Consider the following 21333-nt stretch of genomic DNA (forward strand, 5'->3'; position numbering starts at 1 on the left):
AGCCGGAGCACCGCGCGCGAGGCGGTAGCCTCGTCACATGCCGGAAATCGATTGGAAGCCTCGTTCGCGCACCGTCACGGACGGCATCGAGGCCACGACGTCGCGCGGGATGCTGCGGGCGGTCGGAATGGGAGACGACGACTGGGAGAAGCCCCAGATCGGCATCGCCTCCTCCTGGAACGAGATCACCCCCTGCAACCTCTCGCTCGAGCGCCTCGCGCGCTCGGCCAAGGAGGGCGTGCACTCGGGCGGCGGGTACCCGCTGCAGTTCGGCACCGTCTCGGTGTCCGACGGCATCTCGATGGGCCACGAGGGCATGCACTTCTCGCTCGTCTCGCGCGAGGTCATCGCCGACTCCGTCGAGACCGTGATGATGGCCGAGCGCCTCGACGGCACGGTCATGCTCGCCGGCTGCGACAAGTCGCTCCCGGGCATGCTGATGGCGGCCGCGCGGCTCGACCTCGCCGCCGTGTTCGTCTACGCCGGCTCGATCGCACCGGGCTGGGTCAAGCTCTCGGACGGCACCGAGAAGGACATCACGATCATCGACTCCTTCGAGGCGGTCGGCGGAGTCAAGGCCGGGATCATGTCCGAGGAGGACGCCAAGCGCATCGAGTGCGCGTTCGCACCGGGCGAGGGCTCGTGCGGAGGCATGTACACCGCGAACACGATGGCGAGCGTCGCCGAGGCGCTCGGCATGAGCCTGCCGGGCTCGGCCTCGCCGGCCGCGGCCGACCGCCGCCGCGACTACTTCGCCCGCAAGTCGGGGGAGGCGGTCGTGGAGCTGCTCCGCAACGGCACCACCGCGCGCGACATCCTCACGAAGAAGGCGTTCGAGAACGCGATCGCGGTCGCGATGGCCTTCGGCGGCTCCACCAACGTCATCCTGCACCTGCTCGCGATCGCGAACGAGGCTGAGGTCGACCTCACGATCGACGACTTCAACCGCATCGGCGACACCATCCCGCACATCGGCGACCTCAAGCCGTTCGGCAAGTACGTCATGAACGACGTCGACCGCCACGGCGGCGTCCCGGCCGTGATGAAGGCGCTGCTCGACGCGGGCCTCCTGCACGGCGACTGCCTGACCGTCACCGGGAAGACCGTCGCCGAGAACCTCGCGGCGATGGACATCGCGCCGCTGGACGGCGAGGTCATCCGCACGCTCGACAACCCGATCCACGCGACCGGCGGGCTGACGGTGCTCAAGGGCTCGCTCGCCCCCGAGGGCGCGGTCGTCAAGACCGCCGGCTTCGACGCCTCCGTCTTCGAGGGCCCCGCCCGGGTCTTCGAGCGCGAGCGCGCCGCGATGGACGCGCTCACCGAGGGCCTCATCAAGCACGGCGACGTGGTCGTCATCCGCTACGAGGGGCCCAAGGGCGGACCGGGCATGCGGGAGATGCTCGCCATCACCGCGGCCATCAAGGGCGCAGGCCTCGGGAAAGATGTACTACTCTTGACCGACGGACGATTCTCAGGCGGCACAACCGGCCTGTGCATCGGCCACATAGCTCCCGAATCGGTGGACGCAGGTCCCATCGCATTCGTGCGCGACGGCGACCCGATTCGGGTCGACATCGCCGCTCGCTCGATCGACCTACTCGTCGATGACGCCGAGCTCGCCGCCCGCCGAGAAGGCTGGGCGCCCCTCCCCCCGCGCTACACCCGTGGTGTCCTCGCCAAGTACGCCAAGCTCGTCCGCTCCGCCGCGGTCGGCGCCACCACCGGGTAGTCCGGGACGGCCCGCGCACTCGCGCCTCCCGCCGACGCACTCCCTCTCGAAGGAATCGACACCCGCATGACACCGGACCCGTCCGCCGTGCACGCCGCACCGACGCCCCAGCCGCCCCGCCCCGCCTCCGCGACCTCCGGATCGGTCTCCGCGACCGAGACCCTCACGGGTGCGCAGGCGGTCGTCCGCTCGCTCGAGATGCTCGGGATCGAGGACGTCTTCGGCCTGCCCGGCGGCGCGATCCTCCCGGTCTACGACCCGCTGATGGACTCGTCGAAGATCCGCCACATCCTGGTCCGCCACGAGCAGGGCGCCGGCCACGCCGCCGAGGGCTACGCCGCCGCGACGGGCAAGCTCGGCGTCTGCATCGCGACGTCGGGCCCCGGCGCGACGAACCTCGTCACGGCGATCGCCGACGCCTACATGGACTCGGTCCCGATGCTCGCGATCACCGGTCAGGTGTTCTCGACGCTGATGGGCACCGACGCGTTCCAGGAGGCGGACATCGTCGGCATCACGATGCCGATCACCAAGCACTCCATCCTGGTGACGCGACCCGAGGACATCCCGCAGGCCCTCGCCTCCGCCGCCCTGATCGCGACGACCGGCCGCCCCGGCCCCGTGCTCGTCGACATCACCAAGGACGCGCAGCAGAACGAGGCCCCGTTCCTCTGGCCGCCGAAGATCGACCTGCCCGGCTACCGCCCCGTCACCAAGGCGCACGGCAAGCAGATCCAGGCCGCGGCGCAGCTGCTGGCCGAGTCGAAGAAGCCGGTGCTCTACGTCGGCGGCGGTGTCATCCGCGCCCGCGCGGCGGCCGAGCTGAAGGCGTTCGCCGAGGCGTCGGGCGCCCCGGTGGTCACCACGCTGATGGCCCGCGGCGCGTTCCCCGACTCGCACGAGCAGCACCTGGGCATGCCCGGCATGCACGGCACCGTTCCCGCGGTGCTCGCGCTGCAGGAGGCCGACCTGATCCTCGCGCTCGGCTCCCGCTTCGACGACCGCGTGACCGGCAAGGCGGCGCTGTTCGCGCCCAAGGCCAAGGTCGTGCACGTCGACATCGACCCCGCCGAGATCTCCAAGATCCGCACGGCCGATGTGCCGATCGTGGGCGACCTCAAGGACGTCCTGCCCGACCTCACCGACGCGTTCGCGAAGGCGATCGACGGCGGCCGCCCCGACACCGCCGAGTGGTGGACCTACCTCAAGGGCCTCCAGGAGGAGTTCCCGCTCGGCTACACCGAGCCCGTCGACGGCCTGCTCTCGCCGCAGTACGTGATCAAGCGCATCGGCGAGATCACCGGACCCGAGGGCGTCTTCGCCTCGGGCGTCGGCCAGCACCAGATGTGGGCGGCGCAGTTCATCCAGTACGAGCGCCCCAACGCGTGGCTCAACTCCGGCGGCGCCGGCACCATGGGCTACTCGGTGCCCGCGGCGATGGGCGCGAAGGTCGGCGAGCCCGACCGCACCGTGTGGGCGATCGACGGCGACGGCTGCTTCCAGATGACCAATCAGGAGCTCGCCACCTGCACGATCAACGACATCCCGATCAAGGTCGCGGTGATCAACAACTCCTCGCTCGGCATGGTGCGCCAGTGGCAGACCCTGTTCTACGAGGGCCGCTACTCCAACACCGACCTGAACACCGGGCACGACACCATCCGCGTCCCCGACTTCGTGAAGCTCGCGGAGGCGTACGGCGCGCTCGGGATCCGGGTCACCAAGCCGGAGGAGATCGACGACGCCATCCGCCTCGCGATCGCCACCAACGACCGGCCCGTCGTCATCGACTTCGTCGTCAGCCGCGACTCCATGGTCTGGCCGATGGTCCCGCAGGGCGTCTCGAACAGCTACGTCCAGTACGCGAGAGACCACAGCCCGACCTGGGACGACGAGGAGTAGACCGCCATGACCCACCACGTCCTCTCCCTGCTCGTCGAAGACAAGCCGGGACTTCTCACCCGTGTCGCCGGGCTCTTCGCGCGCCGCGGCTTCAACATCGAATCTCTCGCGGTCGGACCGACCGAGCTCGAGGGGCTCTCGCGCATCACGGTCGCCGTCGACGTCGAGGACCTGCCGCTCGAGCAGGTGACGAAGCAGCTCAACAAGCTCGTCAACGTCATCAAGATCGTCGAGCTCGATCCCGACCAGTCGGTGCACCGCGAGCACCTGCTCGTGAAGGTGCGCGTCGACAACGTCACCCGCTCGCAGGTGCTCGAGGCCGTGAACCTCTTCCGCGCCCGCGTGGTCGACGTCGCGACCGACGCCCTGGTGATCGAGGTCACGGGCGACTCGGGGAAGACCAACGCCTTCCTCCGCGTCATCGAGCCCTACGGGATCAAGGAGATCGCGCAGTCGGGCCTGCTCGCCATCGGGCGAGGCTCGAAATCGATCACCGAGCGCGTCTTCAAGAACTGACCACCGCACGCTCCTGCACTCTCCACGACAGAAAGCCCCCCGACAGAAAAGGAGTCACTCACGTGACTGAGCTCATCTACGACGCCGACGCCGACCTCTCCATCATCCAGTCGAAGAAGGTGGCCGTCGTCGGCTACGGCTCGCAGGGCCACGCCCACGCGCAGAACCTCCGCGACTCCGGCGTCCAGGTCGTCATCGCGCTCAAGGAGGGGTCGAAGTCGACCGCCAAGGCCGAGGACGACGGCTTCGAGGTCAAGAGCGTCGCCGACGCCGCCGAGTGGGCCGACTTGATCATGATCCTCGCGCCCGACCAGCACCAGCGCGCCATCTACAGCGAGCAGATCGCGGACAAGCTCACCGAGGGCAAGACCCTCGCGTTCGCGCACGGCTTCAACATCCGCTTCGGCTACATCGAGGCCCCCGAGGGCGTCGACGTGATCCTCATCGCGCCGAAGGCCCCCGGCCACACCGTGCGCCGCGAGTTCGTCGCCGGCCGCGGCATCCCCGACATCATCGCCGTCGAGAACGACGCGTCGGGCACCGCCTGGGAGACCGCGAAGTCGTACGCGAAGGCCATCGGAGGCACCCGCGCCGGCGTCATCAAGACCACCTTCACCGAGGAGACCGAGACCGACCTGTTCGGCGAGCAGGCCGTGCTCTGCGGCGGCACCTCGCAGCTCGTCCAGTACGGCTTCGAGACCCTCGTCGAGGCGGGCTACCAGCCCGAGATCGCCTACTTCGAGGTGCTCCACGAGCTCAAGCTGATCGTCGACCTCATGTGGGAGGGCGGCATCGCCAAGCAGCGCTGGAGCGTCTCGGACACGGCCGAGTACGGCGACTACGTGTCGGGCCCCCGCGTCATCGACCCGAGCGTCAAGGAGAACATGAAGGCCGTTCTCGGCGACATCCAGAACGGCGCGTTCGCGAAGCGCTTCATCGCCGACCAGGACGCCGGAGCCCCCGAGTTCCAGGAGCTGCGCGCCAAGGGCGAGAAGCACCCGATCGAGGAGACCGGCCGCGAGCTGCGCAAGCTCTTCGCCTGGAAGCAGACCGACGAGGACTACACCGACGGCAGCGTCGCGCGCTAGTCGCGCCCAGCGCGGAAGAGGGGATCCCGGTTCGGGGTCCCCTCTTCTGCGTTCAGTAGCCGAGGTCGCGGGCGAGGCGGCGCAGGCCGCCCTTCGGAGGCACGACGACGGGGTCGGGCCAGCGCGGGGTCAGGTGGTCGCCGAGCGTGACGCGGCGGAGCTTGCGGCCGACGAGGGGGAGCAGCCAGTCGGCCGTCCAGCGGTGCTGGTCGCGGAGCCACTCGAGGGCCGTGAGCGGCTCCGGCGCGTCCCACGGGCCCGCCGAGACGGTGTGCGGGACGCCGAGGATGTCGAGCACCCGCGCGGCGAGGAACCGGTGCCCGCGCTTGGAGAGGTGCATCCGGTCGGGAGACCACATCATCGGCTCGCGGAACGCCTGCATCCGCCAGTAGTCGACGAGGATCGCGCCGCGCTCGCGGGCGATCCGGCGGACGGCTGCGTTGTAGACGCGGTTGCGGCGCACGAACATCCGCGGGGCGGGCAGGCCGGGGATGTCGAACCCGGTGAAGAGCACGAGGGAGGCGCCGGTCGTGGCGAGTGCGTCGACCAGGCACTCGTAGTCGTCGACGAGCACGCGCATGTCGGTCTTGAGGTCGAGGATGTCGTTGCCGCCGGCGTAGAGGGTGACGAGGGTCGGCCGCAGCGCGAGGGCGGTGGGCAGCTGCTCGGCGCGGATCTGCGCCAGGCGCTTCGAGCGGATCGCGAGGTTCGCGTACTCCCAGCCCGGCTCGGCGCGGGCGAGACGGTCGGCGACGCGGTCGGCCCAGCCGCGGACTCCGTTGGGCAGGCGCGCGTGCGGGTCGCCGACCCCCTCCGTGAAGGAGTCGCCGATCGCGACGAAACGGCGGCCCGCTCCCGCGTCGGTGCGATCAGTCATCCGCCGAGCATCCCGCGCCCGCGGGACCGGACGGTGTCCGCCGGGTGTCGCGGGGGTGTCGGCTCGCTCCGAGGTTCCCGCGAGGACCGCGCGGATAGGGTGTTGCGGTGATCGAGGACAGACCAGGGCACGGCAGTGCCGACGACGGTGACGGCGACGACGACGCTCTGAGCTGGGCGGGAGAGGGCGCCGACCCGACGCTGGCGGGAGTCGCACCGCGCGCGGTGCGCTCGGCTCCGACGGTGCGCGCCTCCCGGGCGGGCGACGCGGACGACGACCTCCCGGACGAGTTGCGCGAGGACGGCGAGGACGACGACGAGACCTCGGAGGCCGAGGCGGCCGCCGCCTCCTCCGTGCTGCTCGTCGCGACCGGTGTCACCGCCGGGCTCTACCTCCTGTACACGATCGGCTGGATGATCACGGCGACCCGCCAGAACGCCACGATCACCGCCTCCTTCTCGGGGGACGCTCTCGGTGGTGCGCTGTACGGGCTCGGTCTGTGGCTCGCCGTCGCGGCGCCCGCGACCTGGTTCGCGGCGGTGCTGCTGGGCACGCGCGACTCCCGGGTGCGCACCCGCGTGGTGTGGCTCGTCGCCGGGCTGGTGCTGCTCGCCCCGCTGCCGTTCCTGAAGGGGGCGTGAGCATGACGGACTCGCTGTCGGCGAAGGCGACCCTGGGCGACGGGCGACGCGACCGGCGCGGACGCCGGCTCGCCGCCTCCGTGCTGATCGCGCTGGGCTTCGCGCTGCTCTTCGCGTGGGACGTGTGGGAGGCGATCGGCAACCTGGTCGGGCTGCGCACCTACGCGGCCTCGCTCGGGACCGATCTGAACCCGACGGGATGGACCGTGCTCGTGCTCGGGCTGGTGCTGCCGGTCGTCTGCTTCGTCGCGGCCGTCCTGCTCGGGCGCCGGCGGGGAGTCCTCGCGCGCACCGGGCTGCTCGTCGCGGCGCTCTGCCTCTCGGCGGCGCTGTCGCTCGACGTGCAGCTGATCCTCGGCTTCGAGAGCCTCGTCGACCTCGGCTGAGCGCGACGTCACACGGCCGGGGCGCCCGCTGGGCCTCCGCTACCATGGCGGGGGCTCGCGGACACCCGCGCCCGAGCCTCGTCCGTCCCCTCTCCGAAGGAAGCGTCTGTCGTGACAAAGCCGGTCGTCCTGATCGCCGAAGAACTCTCGCCCGCCACCGTGGACGCCCTCGGTCCCGACTTCGAGATCCGCTCCGTGGACGGCACCGACCGGCCCGCGCTGCTCGAGGCGCTCGGTGCGGCCGATGCGATCCTCGTGCGCTCGGCGACCCAGGTGGACGCCGAGGCGATCGCCGCGGCTCCGTCGCTCAAGGTCATCGCGCGCGCGGGAGTCGGACTCGACAACGTCGACATCGCGGCGGCCACCACCGCGGGCGTCATGGTCGTCAACGCGCCGACCTCCAACATCATCTCGGCCGCCGAGCTGACCGTGGGGCACATCCTGAGCCTCGCCCGCCACATCCCCGCCGCGCACAGCGCCCTCGCCCAGGGACTGTGGAAGCGCTCCAAGTACACCGGCGTCGAGCTCTACGAGAAGACCGTCGGCATCATCGGCCTCGGCCGCATCGGCGCCCTGATCACCGCGCGCCTGCAGGCCTTCGGCGTGAACGTCGTCGCCTACGACCCCTACGTGACGAGCGCCCGCGCGCAGCAGCTCGGCGTCACCCTGCTGACCCTCGAGGAGCTGCTCGCCCAGAGCGACTTCATCTCCATCCACATGCCCAAGACCCCCGAGACGACCGGGATGATCTCGGACGAGCAGCTCGCGCTGATGAAGCCGACCGCGTTCATCGTGAACGTCGCCCGCGGCGGACTGATCGACGAGGACGCCCTGCACCGCGCGCTCGTCGCGAACACCATCGCCGGCGCCGGTCTCGACGTCTTCGTGAAGGAGCCGCCGACCGGCTCGCCGCTGCTCGCGCTCGAGAACGTGGTCGTCACGCCGCACCTGGGCGCCTCGACGGACGAGGCGCAGGAGAAGGCCGGCGTCTCGGTCGCCAAGTCGGTGCGCCTCGCGCTCTCGGGCGAGCTCGTGCCCGACGCGGTCAACGTCGCCGGCGGAGTCATCGACGAGTACGTGCGCCCGGGCATCCCGCTGGTCGAGAAGCTCGGCCAGGTGTTCTCGGGTCTCGCCGACTCGCCCGTCACCTCGATCGACATCGAGGTCCGCGGCGAGCTCGCCGCCTACGACGTCAAGGTGCTCAAGCTCGCGGCGCTCAAGGGCGTCTTCACGAACGTGGTCTCGGAGTCGGTGTCGTACGTGAACGCGCCGGTGCTCGCCGAGCAGCGCGGCATCGAGGTGCGGCTCATCACCGACTCGGTGTCGGATGAGTACCGCAACGTGATCACCCTCCGCGGTGCCCTCTCCGACGGCTCGCAGATCTCGGTCTCGGGCACGCTCACCGGCACCAAGCAGGTCGAGAAGCTCGTGGCGATCAACGGCTACGACGTCGAGGTGCCGCTCGCGAAGCACCACGTCGTGATGAGCTACATCGACCGGCCCGGGATCGTCGCGGTGTACGGCCGCGAGTTCGGCGACGCCTCCGTCAACATCGCCGGGATGCAGATCGCGCGCACCGAGGCGGGCGGCAAGGCCCTCTCCGTCATCACGATCGACTCGCCCGCGCCCGACGGCCTGCTCGAGAAGGTCCGCGTCGCGATCGACGCCGACCTGATGCAGGAGATCGACATCACCGAGCAGTAGGGGTTCCCATGGTCTCGCGGAGGTTCGCACAGGTCGACGTGTTCGCGGCGGAGGCGTTCCGCGGCAATCCCGTCGCGGTGGTCGTCGACGGCGACGGGGTCGCGGACGCCGACATGGCGGCCTTCGCGCGCTGGACGAACCTGTCGGAGACGACGTTCCTGCTGACGCCCACTGCGCCCGAGGCCGACTACCGGCTCCGGATCTTCACCCCCGGCGGCGAGCTGCCGTTCGCGGGGCACCCGACGCTCGGGAGCGCTCACGCGTGGCTCGGCGCCGGGGGAGTGCCGCGCGTCGAGGGCTCGCTCGTGCAGGAGTGCGCGGCCGGGCTCGTGCGGCTGCGCGTGACGGAGGCGGGGATCGCCTTCGCGGCGCCGCCGCGGCTGCGCTCGGGGCCTGCGGACGAGGCCACCGTGGAGCGCGCGGCGGCGGCGCTGCGGATCCCGCGCTCCGAGATCCTCGGGCACGAGTGGGTCGACAACGGTCCGGGCTGGCTCGCGGTGCGGCTGGCGTCGGCGGAGCGGGTGCTCGAGCTGGCGCCGGATCAGGCGCTGCTCGCGGGGCTGCCGCTCGGTGTCGTCGGACCGTACCCGGACGGTGCCGAGTGCGCCTTCGAGGTGCGGGCGTTCATCCCCGACGTGGGAGTGCTCGAGGATCCGGTGACGGGGAGCCTCAACGCGGGGATCGCGCAGTGGCTGATCGGCGCGGGGCTCGCTCCGGAGCGGTACGTCGCGGCGCAGGGCGCAGCGCTCGGGCGCGCGGGGCGCGTGCACGTCGAGCGGGTGGGCGAGGACGTGTGGATCGGCGGGGCGACGACGACGCTGATCGACGGGGTCGTGCAGCTCTAGGACGGCGCGGGCGTGATCGCGGGTCGAGGAGACCGGTGTCGCGTCTTCGGTGCGTCGCGCGTCGGGGCTGTGGTATCGGACGCGTGCTCGCGCCAGGGGTGCGGTCGCCGTGGCGGCGTGATGGTGCGCCGTGCTGAGCGACGCGAGGTTGTCGAGGGCGACGCGCGGGCATGCAGGAGGGCGGGTCTCTTCGGAGTGGGCGGCGAAGGCCTGCTGGTCGACCGGCTCCGCAGGGGCGTATCGAGACCGACCTGCCTGTGAGCGCGGTCTGTCCGCGGGCCGGCGGAGGCCGGACGGAGCGGGAGCGTCAGAACGGGGCGGATCGTCCGTGAAACGCGGGGTGGTCCACCGGGCGGTGCCGTCGGGGCGGAGGCGGTAGGTCCAGCGGTCGCCGTGGTGGTAGACCGGGCAGAACGACGAGACGTTGTCGAGGACGGCACGCCGGCATGTGGGAGGGCGTCCACGCGGAGTGGACGGTGGATGCCTGCTGGTCGAGTAGCCCCGCAGGGGCGTATCGAGACCGACCTGCCTGCGGACGCGGTCTGTCTGCCGGCCGGCGCGGACGCCGGACGGAGCGGGTGGGTCAGAACGGGGGTGGGTCGTCGGTGAAGCGTGGGGGTGGTACGGGCGGCCTGCCGGGGAGGGCGGGTGGTCGGGTGGTGACGTGGCGTCCGGTGGGGGTGGTCCAGTCGGTGGTGCCGTCGGGGTGGAGGCGGTAGGTCCAGCGGTCGCCGTGGCGGACGTGGTGGTGAGCGGTGCAGAGGGACGCGAGGTTCTCGAGGGAGGTCTGGCCGCCGTGGCGCCATTCGATCGTGTGGTCGGCTTCGCTGGTGGACGCGGGGCGGGTGCAGCCGGGGAACCGGCAGGTCTGGTCGCGCAGCTGGAGCGCGAGGCGCATCTGCGGGGGTGGGACGCGGTGGGTGCGGCCGACGGAGACGACGGTGCCGGTGTGGGGGTCGGTGAGGACTCGGGTGATGGTGGCGGCGACTCCGGCGAGTTCGCGGGCGATGGTGGCGGGGATCGCTCCGTAGCCGTCGAGGTCGGCGGGAGCGTCGTCTGCTCCGGAGGCGGTGCTCGCGGGGAGCGTCAGGCGCACTTCGGCGCGGATTCCGGGGACGAACGTCGGAGGGGTGTCCTGCGGGCTGCTGACGGGGGTGGTGCCGGCGATGTCTCCGTCGCAGAGGAGATCGGTGAAGGCGTCGGCGCGCAGCTGGGCGAGAGTCCGTTCATCGCCCGAGGCCCGGGAGTCACCCGCGGGGCCGGCGCCGTCGCGGAGGGAGTGCGCGATGCGATCGAGGCGGTTGTAGACGCCGACCGCGGCCGCCGCGGGGAGGAGGGCGGAGAGTGTGGCCATCCCGTCGATCTCGGGGGTGAGCCACACGCCGCGGTCCTGCACGGCGCGGTGGTGTCGTTCGGCGAGGGGCTCGGTGTGGAGTTGATCGCGGAGCCGGTCGACGGCGCGTCGCAGCTGGGTGGGGGTCTTCGACAGGGCGAGGTCGGCGGCGCGCTCGTCGAATTCGGCGCGGGACTCCTTGGGCAGTGTCGTGGCGGCGGAGCAGATCACCTCGCCGGCTCGCCAGCGGATCCTGGCCGCCGCGAGCAGGGCTCGGGTGAGCGGAAGATCCTCGACCAGCAGGTGCGCGCGTTCGAGGTCGCGGGAGAGCTCCCGTTCGGACACTCCGGCGCCGGTGGCGAGTTCGGCGCGGAGGGAGCGTTCGACGAGGTCGCTCGACTCGCGACTCGACAGGCCGCCGCGGGCGAACGCGAGCGGGATCGTGAGGCCGTGCCGGTAGACGTCGTACAGCTTCTCGGCGGACGCGAGCAGGTCGAGGGAGGCGTTGCGGGCGAGGCGGCCGACCTCGTCGGCGCCCTCGCGGACGTCGTCGAGTATCGCCTCCGTGGGTCGTGTCTCTGCTGCAACTGCCATACGGATATTGAATCAGGGACCACCGACACCAGGGCGCGGACAGCGGCCGAACGGGACAACTCACGCCCAGAAGAAGCCTGTGGAGGAACCGTTCTCGCCGGGGGAGCGCTCTGAAGCACTCGCCTTGTAACGCGGGCAGGTCTCGATACGCCCCTGCGGGGCTACTCGACCAGCAGGCAGGGCAGGCGGGCGAGGCGTGCAAGCGGGCGGGCAGGAAGGTGGGTGGGCCGTGGAGAGGCGTCCTCCTGCTCTCGCGCTCGCTGATCGAGTAGGCCGCGCAGCGGGCGTATCGAGATCCGCGACCCTCAGCGAGGGGGGGTCGGTGGGCTGGCCTGCTGACGCGGGTGGGTCTCGATACGCCCCTGCGGGGCTACTCGACCAGCAGGCAGGGCAGGTAGAAGGGCGGGCGGCCGGCGGCCAGGAGGCTGGGCCTTCAATCGGGCGGGCGGTAGGCCGGGCGGGTGTCAGGCCGGGCGGGCGGTGGGGCGGGTGTCAGGCCGGGCGGGCAGGCGATACGGGCAGTCGGTGCGGGAGGGGCGAGCGGCAGGCAGTGCGGGCAGGCGGGCGTCAAGCGCGGCGGGCAGGCGGGCAGGGGCAGGCAGTGCGGGCAGGCGGGCGTCAAGCGCGGCAGGCAGGCAGCCAGCCAGCCAGGCCGCAAGCCAGGCCGGCAGCAAGGCGGGCCGCCCGCCCCAGGGACACTCCGCATCCCGCGCTCCCCGTCGCTGCTCGAGCAGGCCGCGGAGCGGGCACGTCGAGATCCCCGATGTCAGCGGAGCTCCGCTGCTCGAACAGGCCGCGGAGCGGGCACGTCGAGATCCCCGATGTCGGCAGCGGAGCTCCGCTGCCCGCACAGCAGGCGCGGCGGCGGCCGGCTAGCGCTGCAGGAGGCGGTCGATGACCGCGAGGACGTCCTCGGCCTGGCCGCGGGGGCCGTCGTCGGTGGGGAGGAGGGCCGAGTTGTAGTACAGGCCGTCGCTCATCAGGACGATGGCGCGCGCGATCAGGGGGTCGCCGACGGCCTCGGTGACGACGGCGTTCCAGCTGTCGTGGATCCGGGCGAGGCCGGCGCTCGCGCGCTCGTCGTGGCCCTGGGCGATGCGCGAGACCGCGAGGATCGTGCGGTCGAAGGGGGTGTCGGCGGCGAACGAGGTGCGGATCAGGTAGGGGACGACGCCCTCGTCCGAGGTCGTGATCCGGTCGATGTCCTCGGCGAGGCGCTCGTCGAGGCGCTCGACGAGGCCGTCGACCAGGGCGTCCTTCGACGGGAAGTGGTAGAGCAGCCCGCCCTTCGAGACTCCGGCGGTGCGCGCGGTGGCGTCGAGGGTGGCCGCGCGCTCGCCCTGCTCGATCAGGAGCGCCTCGAACGCGTCGAGGACGCGGTCGCGGGCGGGGGCGGGAGGCATGCGCTCCATTCTACGGAGCGGGTCCCGCCTCGCCTCTCGACTACTGTACCGGCTGGACGGTATACTCCTCCGAGTCGTCCCTCGAAAGGAAGTACCACCGTGTCCGCCCGCACCGCCCCCGTCGCCGTCCGCCTCCCTGCCTCCGAGCCCGCCACCGATCGGGTCGGTCGTCGCGCCTGGTTCGCGCTCGCGGTGCTGATGCTGCCGGTGCTGCTGGTCTCGGTCGACAACACCGTCCTCAACTTCGCGCTGCCCTCGATCTCGGAGGACCTGGGGCCGTCGGGCACCGAGCTGCTCTGGATCGTGGATGCGTACCCGCTGGTGCTCGCGGGACTCCTCGTCGCGATGGGGAGCCTCGGCGACCGGGTGGGCCGGCGCAGGCTGCTGATCATCGGCGCGATCGGCTTCGCCGTCGTGTCGGTCGCGGCGGCCTTCGCCCCCACCGCGGGCGCGCTCATCGCTGCCCGCGCCGCGCTCGGCCTCTTCGGCGCCACCCTGATGCCATCGACGCTGTCGCTGCTCCGGAGCCTCTTCCCGAACCGCGATCAGCGCCGCCTCGCGATCGCGATCTGGGCGACCGGGTTCGCGGTCGGGTCGGCGGTCGGTCCGCTGGTCGGCGGCGTCCTGCTCGAGAACCACGCCTGGGGCTCGGTGTTCCTGCTCGCGGTGCCCGTGCTGCTGCCGCTCGTCGTGCTCGCTCCGCTGCTCGTGCCGGAGTCTCGCGACCCGCGGCCCGGCCCCGTCGACGTCGTCAGCATCGTCCTCTCGCTCGCGACGATGGCTCCGATCGTCTACGCGGTCAAGTCGGCGGCCGAGCACGGGATCGACGCGGTCGCGATCGTCTCGCTCGTGGTCGGCGTGACGAGCGGCGTGCTGTTCGTGCGCCGCCAGCAGCGCCGCGCGGTGCCGATGCTCGATCTCTCGCTCTTCCGCCGCGGCTCGTTCAGCGCAGCGATCCTCGTCAATCTGCTGAGCGTCGTCGCGCTCGTCGGCGGGCTGTTCTTCGTGTCGCAGCACCTGCAGCTCGTGGTCGGGCTCTCGCCGCTGGAGGCGGGCCTCGTACTGGTGCCCGGACTCGCGGTCATGATCGTGGCGGGGCTCGGCGTCGTGCCCGTCGCCCGGAGGATCACGCCGCGCCTCGTCGTGCCGGCCGGCCTCGTCGTCTCGGCCGTCGGCTACGCGCTGCTCGCGATCGGCAGCCAGGCGCCCGGCGGGGCCTCCGCGCTCACGGTCGCCGTCGCCTTCGCGTTCCTCGGGCTGGGGATCGGCGCGGCCGAGACCGTGTCGAACGAGCTGGTCCTGGCGAACGCTCCGGCCGACAAGGCGGGAGCCGCCTCCGCGGTGTCGGAGACCGCCTACGAGCTCGGCGCCGTGCTCGGCACGGCCACGCTCGGCACCGTGCTCACCGCCGCCTACCGCAGCGGCGTCGTGCTGCCCGAGGGCCTCGACGCAGGCCAAGCGCAGCGCGCGGGGGAGACCCTGGGCGGGGCCGTCGCCGTCGCGGGCGAGCTGCCCGCCGACTCCGCCGCGAGCCTGCTCGCCTCGGCCGGCGCCGCGTTCGACGCGGGCGTGGGCGCCTCGGCCTGGATCGGCGCCGGCCTGGTCCTGCTCGCGGGCGTGCTGGCGGCGTGGCGGCTGCGCCGGAGCTGAGCCGCGCTCCTCAGGCCGAGGCGCGCGCTCGCAGGGACCTCTCCGAGCGTCCGACCAACGCCATCAGCACGACCGCGGCGACGACGCACGCGAGGATCAGGACGAAGGTCGTGTCCCAGCCGTAGGCGTGGACGACGAGGCCGACGCCGGTCGAGGCGAGCGTCGCTCCGAGGACGTAGCCGAACAGGCCGGTGAAGCCCGCCGCGGTACCCGCCACCTCGCGGGGGCTGAGATCGAGCGCCTGCAGGCCGATCAGCATCACCGGCCCGTAGATGAGCCCGCCGATCGCCACGAGGGCGGCGAGGGAGACTCCGAGCGGCCAGTCGATGGGCGAGAGCCAGTAGACGAGGATCGCGGCGCCGACGGCGAGCAGGAACGCGATGCCGGCGGGCGAGCGGCGGCCGCGGAACACCCGGTCGCTGATCCAGCCGCACAGCAGCGTGCCGGGGATGCCCGCCAGCTCGAACAGCGAGAAGCCGGCGATGCCCTCGCCGAGGCTCGCTCCGCGCACGTCGGCGAGGTAGACCGGTGCCCAGACGAGGGCGCCGTACCGGAGGGTGTAGACGAAGACGTTGGCGAAGGCGAGCCCGATCATCGTCGGGTTCAGGAGCACGTGGGTGCGCAGCATCGCCCAGGTCCCCTCGTCGCCCGGGGCACTCGAGACCGGCGCGGGATCGGAGCGGTACTCCTCGATCGGCGGGAGCCCCTCGGACTCCGGGGTGTCGCGCAGGAGGACGAGGGCCAGAGCGGCGACGCCCAGGGCGACGAGGGCGGGCATCCAGAACGCCGAGCGCCAGTCGCCGAACGAGGAGAGCGCCGCGGCGGCCAGTGCGCCCGAGCCCGCGCCGCCGACGTTGTGCGCGACGTTCCAGAGCGCTGTCCTCGACCCCCGCTCGGAGGTCGAGAACCAGTGCACGAGGGTGCGGCCGCTGGGAGGCCAGCCCATCCCCTGGAAGAGGCCGTTCACGACCATGACGAGGGCCAGCAGCGCGACGGAGGCGCCGACCGCCGGCACGAGGCCGATCACCAGGTTGGCGACGGCCGACAGCGCGAGTCCCAGCGGGAGGAAGTACCGGGCGCTGCTGCGGTCGCTGAGCATCGCGCTGACGAACTTCGAGACGCCGTAGGCGAGCAGGACGCCGTTCGTGAGCAGACCGAGGTCGACCGTGCTGAAGCCCTGCTCCTCCTGCAGCAGCGTCGCGACGAGCGGGACGTTGTTGCGCACGAGGTAGTACCCGGCGTAGCCGAGGAAGATCGCGACGAAGACCTGGCGCCGGAGGCGCGGATAGAGGCGCGCGATCCGGTCGGGACTCCTGCGGGGTGCGGGCGGGGGTGCGGCCAGGAATCGGGAGCGGGCCCGGCCGCGGTCGGTCGTGATCGTCGAGACATCGTCGTCGTCGTGGAGCATGGCGAGCACGATCCCATACACAGGTGACTCCCGCACAAGGGCGTGGCGCGGAATCCGGGTCGGCGGCCCGGCGGCGGCGCCGGAACCGAGCCGCGCGGCCGAGAGTACGCTGGGGGCGTCCCTGCCCCCGTACGCCTGAGGATCTCCATGCCACGAACCGTGAAGCTCGCCGTCATCCCCGGAGACGGGATCGGGCCGGAGGTGATCACCGAGGCCGTGAAGGTCCTCGACGCCGTCACCGCCGACTCCGACGTGGTGATCGAGAAGACCCCGTTCTCGCTCGGCGCCGGCCGGTTCCTCGAGACCGGCGACGTGCTCACCGACGACGATCTCGCCGCGATCGCCGCGCACGACGCGATCCTCCTCGGGGCGGTCGGCGGCGTGCCCGGCGACCCGCGCCTGAAGAACGCGAACATCGAGCGCGGGCTGCTGCTGCGCCTCCGCTTCGCGCTCGACCACTACGTCAACCTGCGGCCGACGCGCCTCTACTCGGGGGTGCCCTCGCCACTGTCGGCGCCCGGCGAGGTCGACTTCGTCGTCGTGCGCGAGGGCACGGAGGGCCCGTACGTCGGCAACGGCGGCGCGATCCGCCAGGGCACGCCGCACGAGATCGCCAACGAGGTCTCGGTCAACACGGCCTACGGTGTCGAGCGGGTCGTGCGCCACGCGTTCGACCTGGCTCGGAAGCGCCGCTCGAAGCTGACCCTCGTGCACAAGACGAACGTCCTCGTCTTCGCCGGCTCCCTCTGGAAGCGGCTCGTCGACGAGATCGGGGCCACCTACGAGGACGTGGCCGTCGACTACCTCCACGTCGATGCCGCGACGATCTTCCTCGTGACCGACCCTGCTAGGTTCGACGTCATCGTCACCGACAACCTCTTCGGCGACATCCTGACCGATCTGGCCGGCGCGATCAGCGGCGGCATCGGCCTCGCGGCCTCGGGCAACATCAACCCCGACGGCGCGTTCCCCAGCATGTTCGAGCCGGTCCACGGATCCGCGCCCGACATCGCCGGGAAGCAGCTCGCCGATCCGACGGCCGCGATCCTCTCGGTCGCCCTGCTGCTCGACCACCTGGGCCTCGGCGACGAGGCCGCTCGCGTGACGGCGGCGGTGACCGCCGACATCGAGTCGCGGGACGGCACCGCGCGCTCGACCTCCGCGATCGGCGACTCCGTCGTCTCCCGACTCCGCTGACCGACCTCCCGCAGGCTGAACTCCCCGAAGAAGGCACCCACCATGACCCTCCCCCTCCCGCTCGCTCAGGACCTCGCCTTCGCGGTGACCCCCAACCCGGCCCCCCGCTCGGCCGAGGAGCGCGCGCACATCCTCCAGGCGCCCGGTTTCGGCGTGCACTTCACCGACCACATGGTCGACCTCTGCTGGACCCGCGCCGACGGCTGGCACCGCCCCCGCGTGCAGCCCTACGGCCCCCTCTCGCTGGATCCCGCCGCCTCGGTGCTGCACTACGCGCAGGAGATCTTCGAGGGCATGAAGGCGTACCGGCACGCCGACGGCTCGATCTGGACCTTCCGGCCCACCGCCAACGCCGCGCGGCTGCAGCGCTCGGCCCGCCGTCTCGCGCTGCCCGAGCTGCCGACCGACCTCTTCGTCGAGTCGCTGCGCCAGCTCATCGCGGTCGACGGCGACTGGGTGCCCTCCGAGCCCGAGACGAGCCTGTACCTGCGGCCGTTCATGTTCGCGAAGGAGGCGTTCCTCGGCGTGCGCGCGGCCGAGAAGGTCGCGTACTACGTGATCGCGAGCCCCGCTGGCGCCTACTTCTCGGGAGGCGTCGCCCCCGTGTCGATCTGGCTCTCCACCTCCTACGCCCGCGCGGGCAAGGGCGGCACGGGCGCCGCGAAGACCGGCGGCAACTACGCCTCGTCGCTGCTGCCCCAGCAGGAGGCGTACGAGCACGGCTGCGCCCAGGTGCTCTTCCTCGACTCCCAGGAGTCGCGGTGGATCGAGGAGCTCGGCGGCATGAACGTCGTGCTCGTGAAGAAGGACGGCACGCTCGTCACCCCGGAGTCGGACTCGATCCTCGAGGGCATCACGCGCGACAGCGTGCTGCAGCTCGCCGAGGACCGCGGCCACCGGGTGGAGCGCCGCCGGGTGTCGATCGACGAGTGGCGCGACGGCGTGGCCTCGGGCGACGTGGTCGAGGTGTTCGCCTGCGGGACCGCGGCGGTCATCACTCCGATCGCCGAGCTCAAGGGCGACGGCTTCTCGGTGGGCCACGAGGGCGCGCCGGCCGGCGCGCTCACGATGTCGCTGCGCGAGGAGCTGACCGACATCCAGTACGGACGTCGCGAGGACACGCACGGCTGGATGACGAGGTTGGACGCATGAAGATCGCACGATTCGCCACGCAGCGCACCGGGGACAACGGTGGCGCGATCCTGTTCGGGATCGTCGACGAGGACGAGCTGGTGGTGCTCGCGGGCGACCCGATGTTCGCCGGGTTCGAGACGACCGGCGAGCGCATCCCGATCGCGGAGGCGAAGCTGCTCGCCCCGGTCATCCCGCGCTCGAAGGTGGTCGGCATCGGCAAGAACTACTCCGACCACGCCGCCGAGATGGGCGGCGACGCCCCGGCCGAGCCGCTGATCTTCCTCAAGCCCAACACCTCGGTGATCGGGCCGGACGAGGCGATCGTGCTGCCCGAGGACAGCCAGCAGGTGGAGTACGAGGGCGAGCTGGCGATCGTGATCGGAGCCGTCGCGCGGAACGTGCGCGCGGAGGACTTCGAGGAGGTCGTCTTCGGCTACACGATCGCGAACGACGTGACGGCGCGGGACCTGCAGAAGTCGGACGGGCAGTGGGCGCGGGCCAAGGGCTACGACACGTTCTGCCCGATCGGCCCGGTGATCGAGACCGAGCTGATCTGGAACGAGAGCGCGCTCGAGACCCGGGTCAACGGGCGCCGGGTGCAGTCGGGCAACACGGGGGACATGATCCACGGGGTGCCCGAGATCGTCGCCTACGTGTCGCGGGTGTTCACGCTGCTCCCGGGGGACGTCATCCTCACCGGCACGCCCGCCGGAGTCGGCCCGATCGCGAACGGCGACACGGTCGCGATCGACATCGAGGGCATCGGCACGCTGTTCAACCCGGTGATCGTGCGCGGCTGAGCCGCGACGATCACCGGGCGAGCGGTCAGTCGGCGCTCGCGCGGTCGTCTCCGACCGCACCGCTCGTCTCGTCGGGCAGGCCGGCGTCGTCGGCCATGGTGTCGCCTCCGCTGTCGCCCTCGGTCACGGCGTCGCTGACGCCGCGGTCGATCGCGGTGCCACCGGGGGCCGCGCCGGCGGCGGAGTCGTCGGTCGCGCCCTCGCCGGGCAGGACGGTCTGAGCGCCGCCGAGGTTCGGCGCCTCGGTTCCGCTCTGCTCGGGCAGGTCCTCGTTCACGTTCTGGGCCACAGCGGCTCCTCTCGTCGGTCGTCCCAGTCGAGCACGAGGCGACCGCGGCGAGCAGGGTCTTGACAGCCGGCTCGGGCGGAACGACGGGAGGCGGGTGCCCGGGGTGCTTCACCGTGCTCCCCGGAGCTGTCAAGCGGAGACACTCGCAGGGGGCGGAGTCGTAGCGTCGAGAGCATGAGCTCGACCCGCACCACGCCCAGCACCATCGACCGCATCGCCCGAGACGACTTCGGCTGGGACTCGCTCCTGCCCGGTCAGCGCGAGGCGATCGAGTCGGCGGCGGCCGGCCGCGACACCCTCCTGGTGCTGGCCACCGGAGGCGGCAAGTCGGCCGTGTACCAGATCGCCGGCGCCCAGCGCGGCGGCGTCGTGCTCGTCGTCTCGCCCCTGGTGGCACTGCAGGCCGACCAGCTCGCGTCGATCGAGGCCGCGCCCGCCGCGCCTCCCGCTGTCGCGATCAACTCCTCCCGAGGCGCTGCGGCCGTCGCCCGCGCCTGGGAGCGGATCGACGAGGGCGGCCCGCTGTACGTGCTGCTCGCGCCCGAGCAGCTGGCGAAGGAGGAGAACGTCGCGCGCCTCGCGACTGCCGGCGTCTCGCTCCTCGTCGTCGACGAGGCCCACTGCGTCTCCTCGTGGGGCCACGACTTCCGGCCCGACTACCTCCGCCTGGCCGATGTGCGCCGCGAGCTGGGCGACCCGCCCGTGCTCGCGATGACGGCCACCGCCTCCGGCCCCGTGCGCGACGAGATCATCGAGCGCCTCCTGATGACCGACCCCGAGGTGCAGGTGCACGGGGTCGACCGGCCCGAGATCCGGCTCGTGGTCCACCGCCACGAGAGCGAGAACGAGAAGCGCGCCGCGGTGGTCGAGGAGGCGCGCAGCTGGACCGCTCCAGGTCTCGTCTACGTCGCGACCCGCAAGGAGACCGAGGCGTACGCGGCCGAGATCGCCGCCGAGGGGCGGAGGGTCGCCGCCTACCACGCGGGACTCAAGGTGTCCGAGCGCCGCGACGTGCAGGACCGCTGGCGCGACGGCGGGCTCGACGTGGTCGTCGCGACCTCCGCCTTCGGCATGGGCATCGACCGGGGCGACGTGCGCTTCGTGCTGCACGCGACGACCACCGAGTCGCTCGACGCCTACTACCAGGAGATCGGCCGCGCGGGCCGCGACAGCGAGCCCGCCACCGCCGCCCTGCACTACCGGGCCGAGGACCTCGGGCTCCGCCGCTTCTTCTCGAAGCGCTCGGTCGACAGGGCGGCCCTGAAGGTCGTCTGGGCCGCCGTGACCGGGAAGCCGGGCGTGAGCGTCGCCGAGCTGGCCGGGGCGCTCGACAGGCCCGCTCGGACGATCGCCCGCCTCGTCAACGATCTGGTGGACGCCGACCTCGTCTCGACGCAGGACGGCGTGCGAGCCGTGGGCGACGCGGACGCCGATGCCGCCGTGCGCGCCGTGAAGGAGGCGCTCGCCTCGCGGGAGCGCATCGCGGAGTCGCGCCTGTCGATGATGCGCGCCTACGCCGAGACCTCGCACTGCCGCCGCCGGGTGCTGCTCGACTACTTCGGCGTGGAGGGCCCGGAGTGGTGCGGCAACTGCGACGGCTGCGAGCGGCACGAGGCTCGGGGAGAGGCGGCCGAGGAGGCGCCGGCCGACGCTCCGCTGAGCGTCGACGAGATCGTCGAGCACCGCGAGTGGGGCTCCGGCACCGTGATGAGCGTCGAGAGCGACCGGGCCACGATCTTCTTCGAGTCGGAGGGGTACAAGGTGCTCTCGTTCGCGGCGCTCGACTCCGGCGTCCTGCGCGAGCGCGAGCCCGTCTCCGTCTGACCGGGAGTGC

General features: G+C 72.0%; 18 protein-coding genes. 13 read left to right on the plus strand and 5 right to left on the minus strand.

The window, feature by feature from the left end; all coding sequences use genetic code 11:
* Positions 1 to 37: 37 nt before the first annotated feature.
* The 4 genes from ilvD to ilvC all read left to right on the plus strand — a co-directional run bounded on the left by ilvD (position 38) and on the right by ilvC (position 5238).
* Entirely contained in the window at positions 38 to 1732 is a 1695-nt protein-coding gene (gene ilvD, locus GSU68_RS06160) for a dihydroxy-acid dehydratase (protein WP_159906462.1), read from the plus strand.
* A 66-nt stretch (positions 1733 to 1798) separates the two neighbouring features.
* Positions 1799 to 3634, plus strand: a complete 1836-nt coding sequence (locus GSU68_RS06165; protein WP_159906474.1) for an acetolactate synthase large subunit — start codon at positions 1799 to 1801, stop codon at positions 3632 to 3634.
* Positions 3635 to 3640: 6 nt separating this feature from the next.
* On the plus strand, positions 3641 to 4150 hold the full coding sequence (gene ilvN, locus GSU68_RS06170; protein ID WP_159906484.1) for an acetolactate synthase small subunit: 510 nt from the start codon (positions 3641 to 3643) through the stop codon (positions 4148 to 4150).
* Positions 4151 to 4212: 62 nt separating this feature from the next.
* On the plus strand, positions 4213 to 5238 hold the full coding sequence (gene ilvC / locus GSU68_RS06175; RefSeq protein ID WP_159906487.1) for a ketol-acid reductoisomerase: 1026 nt from the start codon (positions 4213 to 4215) through the stop codon (positions 5236 to 5238).
* 52 nt (positions 5239 to 5290) lie between these two features.
* On the opposite strand, the gene GSU68_RS06180 is transcribed toward ilvC, so the two are convergent.
* A complete protein-coding gene (locus tag GSU68_RS06180) occupies positions 5291 to 6115 on the minus strand; it encodes an SGNH/GDSL hydrolase family protein (protein ID WP_159906489.1) in 825 nt (274 codons plus the stop codon).
* Positions 6116 to 6222: 107 nt separating this feature from the next.
* On the opposite strand from GSU68_RS06180, the gene GSU68_RS06185 reads away from it, so the two are divergent.
* From GSU68_RS06185 to GSU68_RS06200, 4 genes are all read left to right on the plus strand, one after another.
* A complete protein-coding gene (locus GSU68_RS06185; RefSeq protein WP_159906491.1) occupies positions 6223 to 6756 on the plus strand; it encodes a DNA polymerase III subunit gamma/tau in 534 nt (177 codons plus the stop codon).
* Between the two features lie 2 nt (positions 6757 to 6758).
* The gene (locus GSU68_RS06190; protein WP_159906493.1) at positions 6759 to 7142 is read left to right on the plus strand and encodes a hypothetical protein; all 384 of its coding nucleotides are present in this window, start codon (positions 6759 to 6761) and stop codon (positions 7140 to 7142) included.
* A 111-nt stretch (positions 7143 to 7253) separates the two neighbouring features.
* Entirely contained in the window at positions 7254 to 8846 is a 1593-nt protein-coding gene (gene serA / locus GSU68_RS06195) for a phosphoglycerate dehydrogenase (RefSeq protein WP_159906495.1), read from the plus strand.
* An 8-nt stretch (positions 8847 to 8854) separates the two neighbouring features.
* Positions 8855 to 9691 (plus strand): PhzF family phenazine biosynthesis protein, encoded by an 837-nt coding sequence (locus GSU68_RS06200; protein ID WP_159906497.1) that lies wholly within the window; start codon positions 8855 to 8857, stop codon positions 9689 to 9691.
* 583 nt (positions 9692 to 10274) lie between these two features.
* Here the strand turns inward: GSU68_RS06200 and GSU68_RS06205 are convergent.
* Positions 10275 to 11618, minus strand: coding sequence for an HNH endonuclease signature motif containing protein (locus GSU68_RS06205; protein WP_159906499.1), 1344 nt, complete (start codon positions 11616 to 11618; stop codon positions 10275 to 10277).
* Positions 11619 to 12490: 872 nt separating this feature from the next.
* Positions 12491 to 13021 (minus strand): TetR/AcrR family transcriptional regulator, encoded by a 531-nt coding sequence (locus tag GSU68_RS06210; RefSeq protein WP_159906501.1) that lies wholly within the window; start codon positions 13019 to 13021, stop codon positions 12491 to 12493.
* A gap of 99 nt (positions 13022 to 13120) precedes the next feature.
* Between GSU68_RS06210 and GSU68_RS06215 the strand changes: the two genes are divergently transcribed.
* Positions 13121 to 14671, plus strand: a complete 1551-nt coding sequence (locus GSU68_RS06215) for an MFS transporter (RefSeq protein WP_244259408.1) — start codon at positions 13121 to 13123, stop codon at positions 14669 to 14671.
* A gap of 10 nt (positions 14672 to 14681) precedes the next feature.
* Here the strand turns inward: GSU68_RS06215 and GSU68_RS06220 are convergent, their stop codons facing one another.
* On the minus strand, positions 14682 to 16079 hold the full coding sequence (locus tag GSU68_RS06220; RefSeq protein WP_159906503.1) for an MFS transporter: 1398 nt from the start codon (positions 16077 to 16079) through the stop codon (positions 14682 to 14684).
* Positions 16080 to 16226: 147 nt separating this feature from the next.
* On the opposite strand from GSU68_RS06220, the gene GSU68_RS06225 reads away from it, so the two are divergent.
* Genes GSU68_RS06225 through GSU68_RS06235 form a run of 3 tightly spaced genes read left to right on the plus strand, consistent with a single transcriptional unit; the run spans position 16227 to position 19210 of the window.
* Positions 16227 to 17276 carry a 3-isopropylmalate dehydrogenase gene (locus tag GSU68_RS06225; RefSeq protein WP_159906505.1) on the plus strand — a complete coding sequence of 350 codons (1050 nt, stop codon included), beginning with the start codon at positions 16227 to 16229 and terminating at the stop codon, positions 17274 to 17276.
* Between the two features lie 42 nt (positions 17277 to 17318).
* Positions 17319 to 18428 carry a branched-chain amino acid aminotransferase gene (locus GSU68_RS06230; RefSeq protein ID WP_159906506.1) on the plus strand — a complete coding sequence of 370 codons (1110 nt, stop codon included), beginning with the start codon at positions 17319 to 17321 and terminating at the stop codon, positions 18426 to 18428.
* Positions 18425 to 19210 carry a fumarylacetoacetate hydrolase family protein gene (locus tag GSU68_RS06235; RefSeq protein WP_159906507.1) on the plus strand — a complete coding sequence of 262 codons (786 nt, stop codon included), beginning with the start codon at positions 18425 to 18427 and terminating at the stop codon, positions 19208 to 19210. Before GSU68_RS06230 ends, GSU68_RS06235 begins: the two co-directional genes overlap by 4 nt.
* 25 nt (positions 19211 to 19235) lie before the next feature.
* Here the strand turns inward: GSU68_RS06235 and GSU68_RS06240 are convergent, their stop codons facing one another.
* Positions 19236 to 19499 (minus strand): hypothetical protein, encoded by a 264-nt coding sequence (locus GSU68_RS06240; RefSeq protein WP_159906508.1) that lies wholly within the window; start codon positions 19497 to 19499, stop codon positions 19236 to 19238.
* Positions 19500 to 19673: 174 nt separating this feature from the next.
* Between GSU68_RS06240 and GSU68_RS06245 the strand changes: the two genes are divergently transcribed.
* Positions 19674 to 21323 carry a RecQ family ATP-dependent DNA helicase gene (locus GSU68_RS06245; RefSeq protein ID WP_159906509.1) on the plus strand — a complete coding sequence of 550 codons (1650 nt, stop codon included), beginning with the start codon at positions 19674 to 19676 and terminating at the stop codon, positions 21321 to 21323.
* The last annotated feature ends 10 nt before the right edge of the window (positions 21324 to 21333 follow it).

Source organism: Rathayibacter sp. VKM Ac-2759 (assembly GCF_009834225.1).
Taxonomy (GTDB): Bacteria; Actinomycetota; Actinomycetes; order Actinomycetales; family Microbacteriaceae; genus Rathayibacter.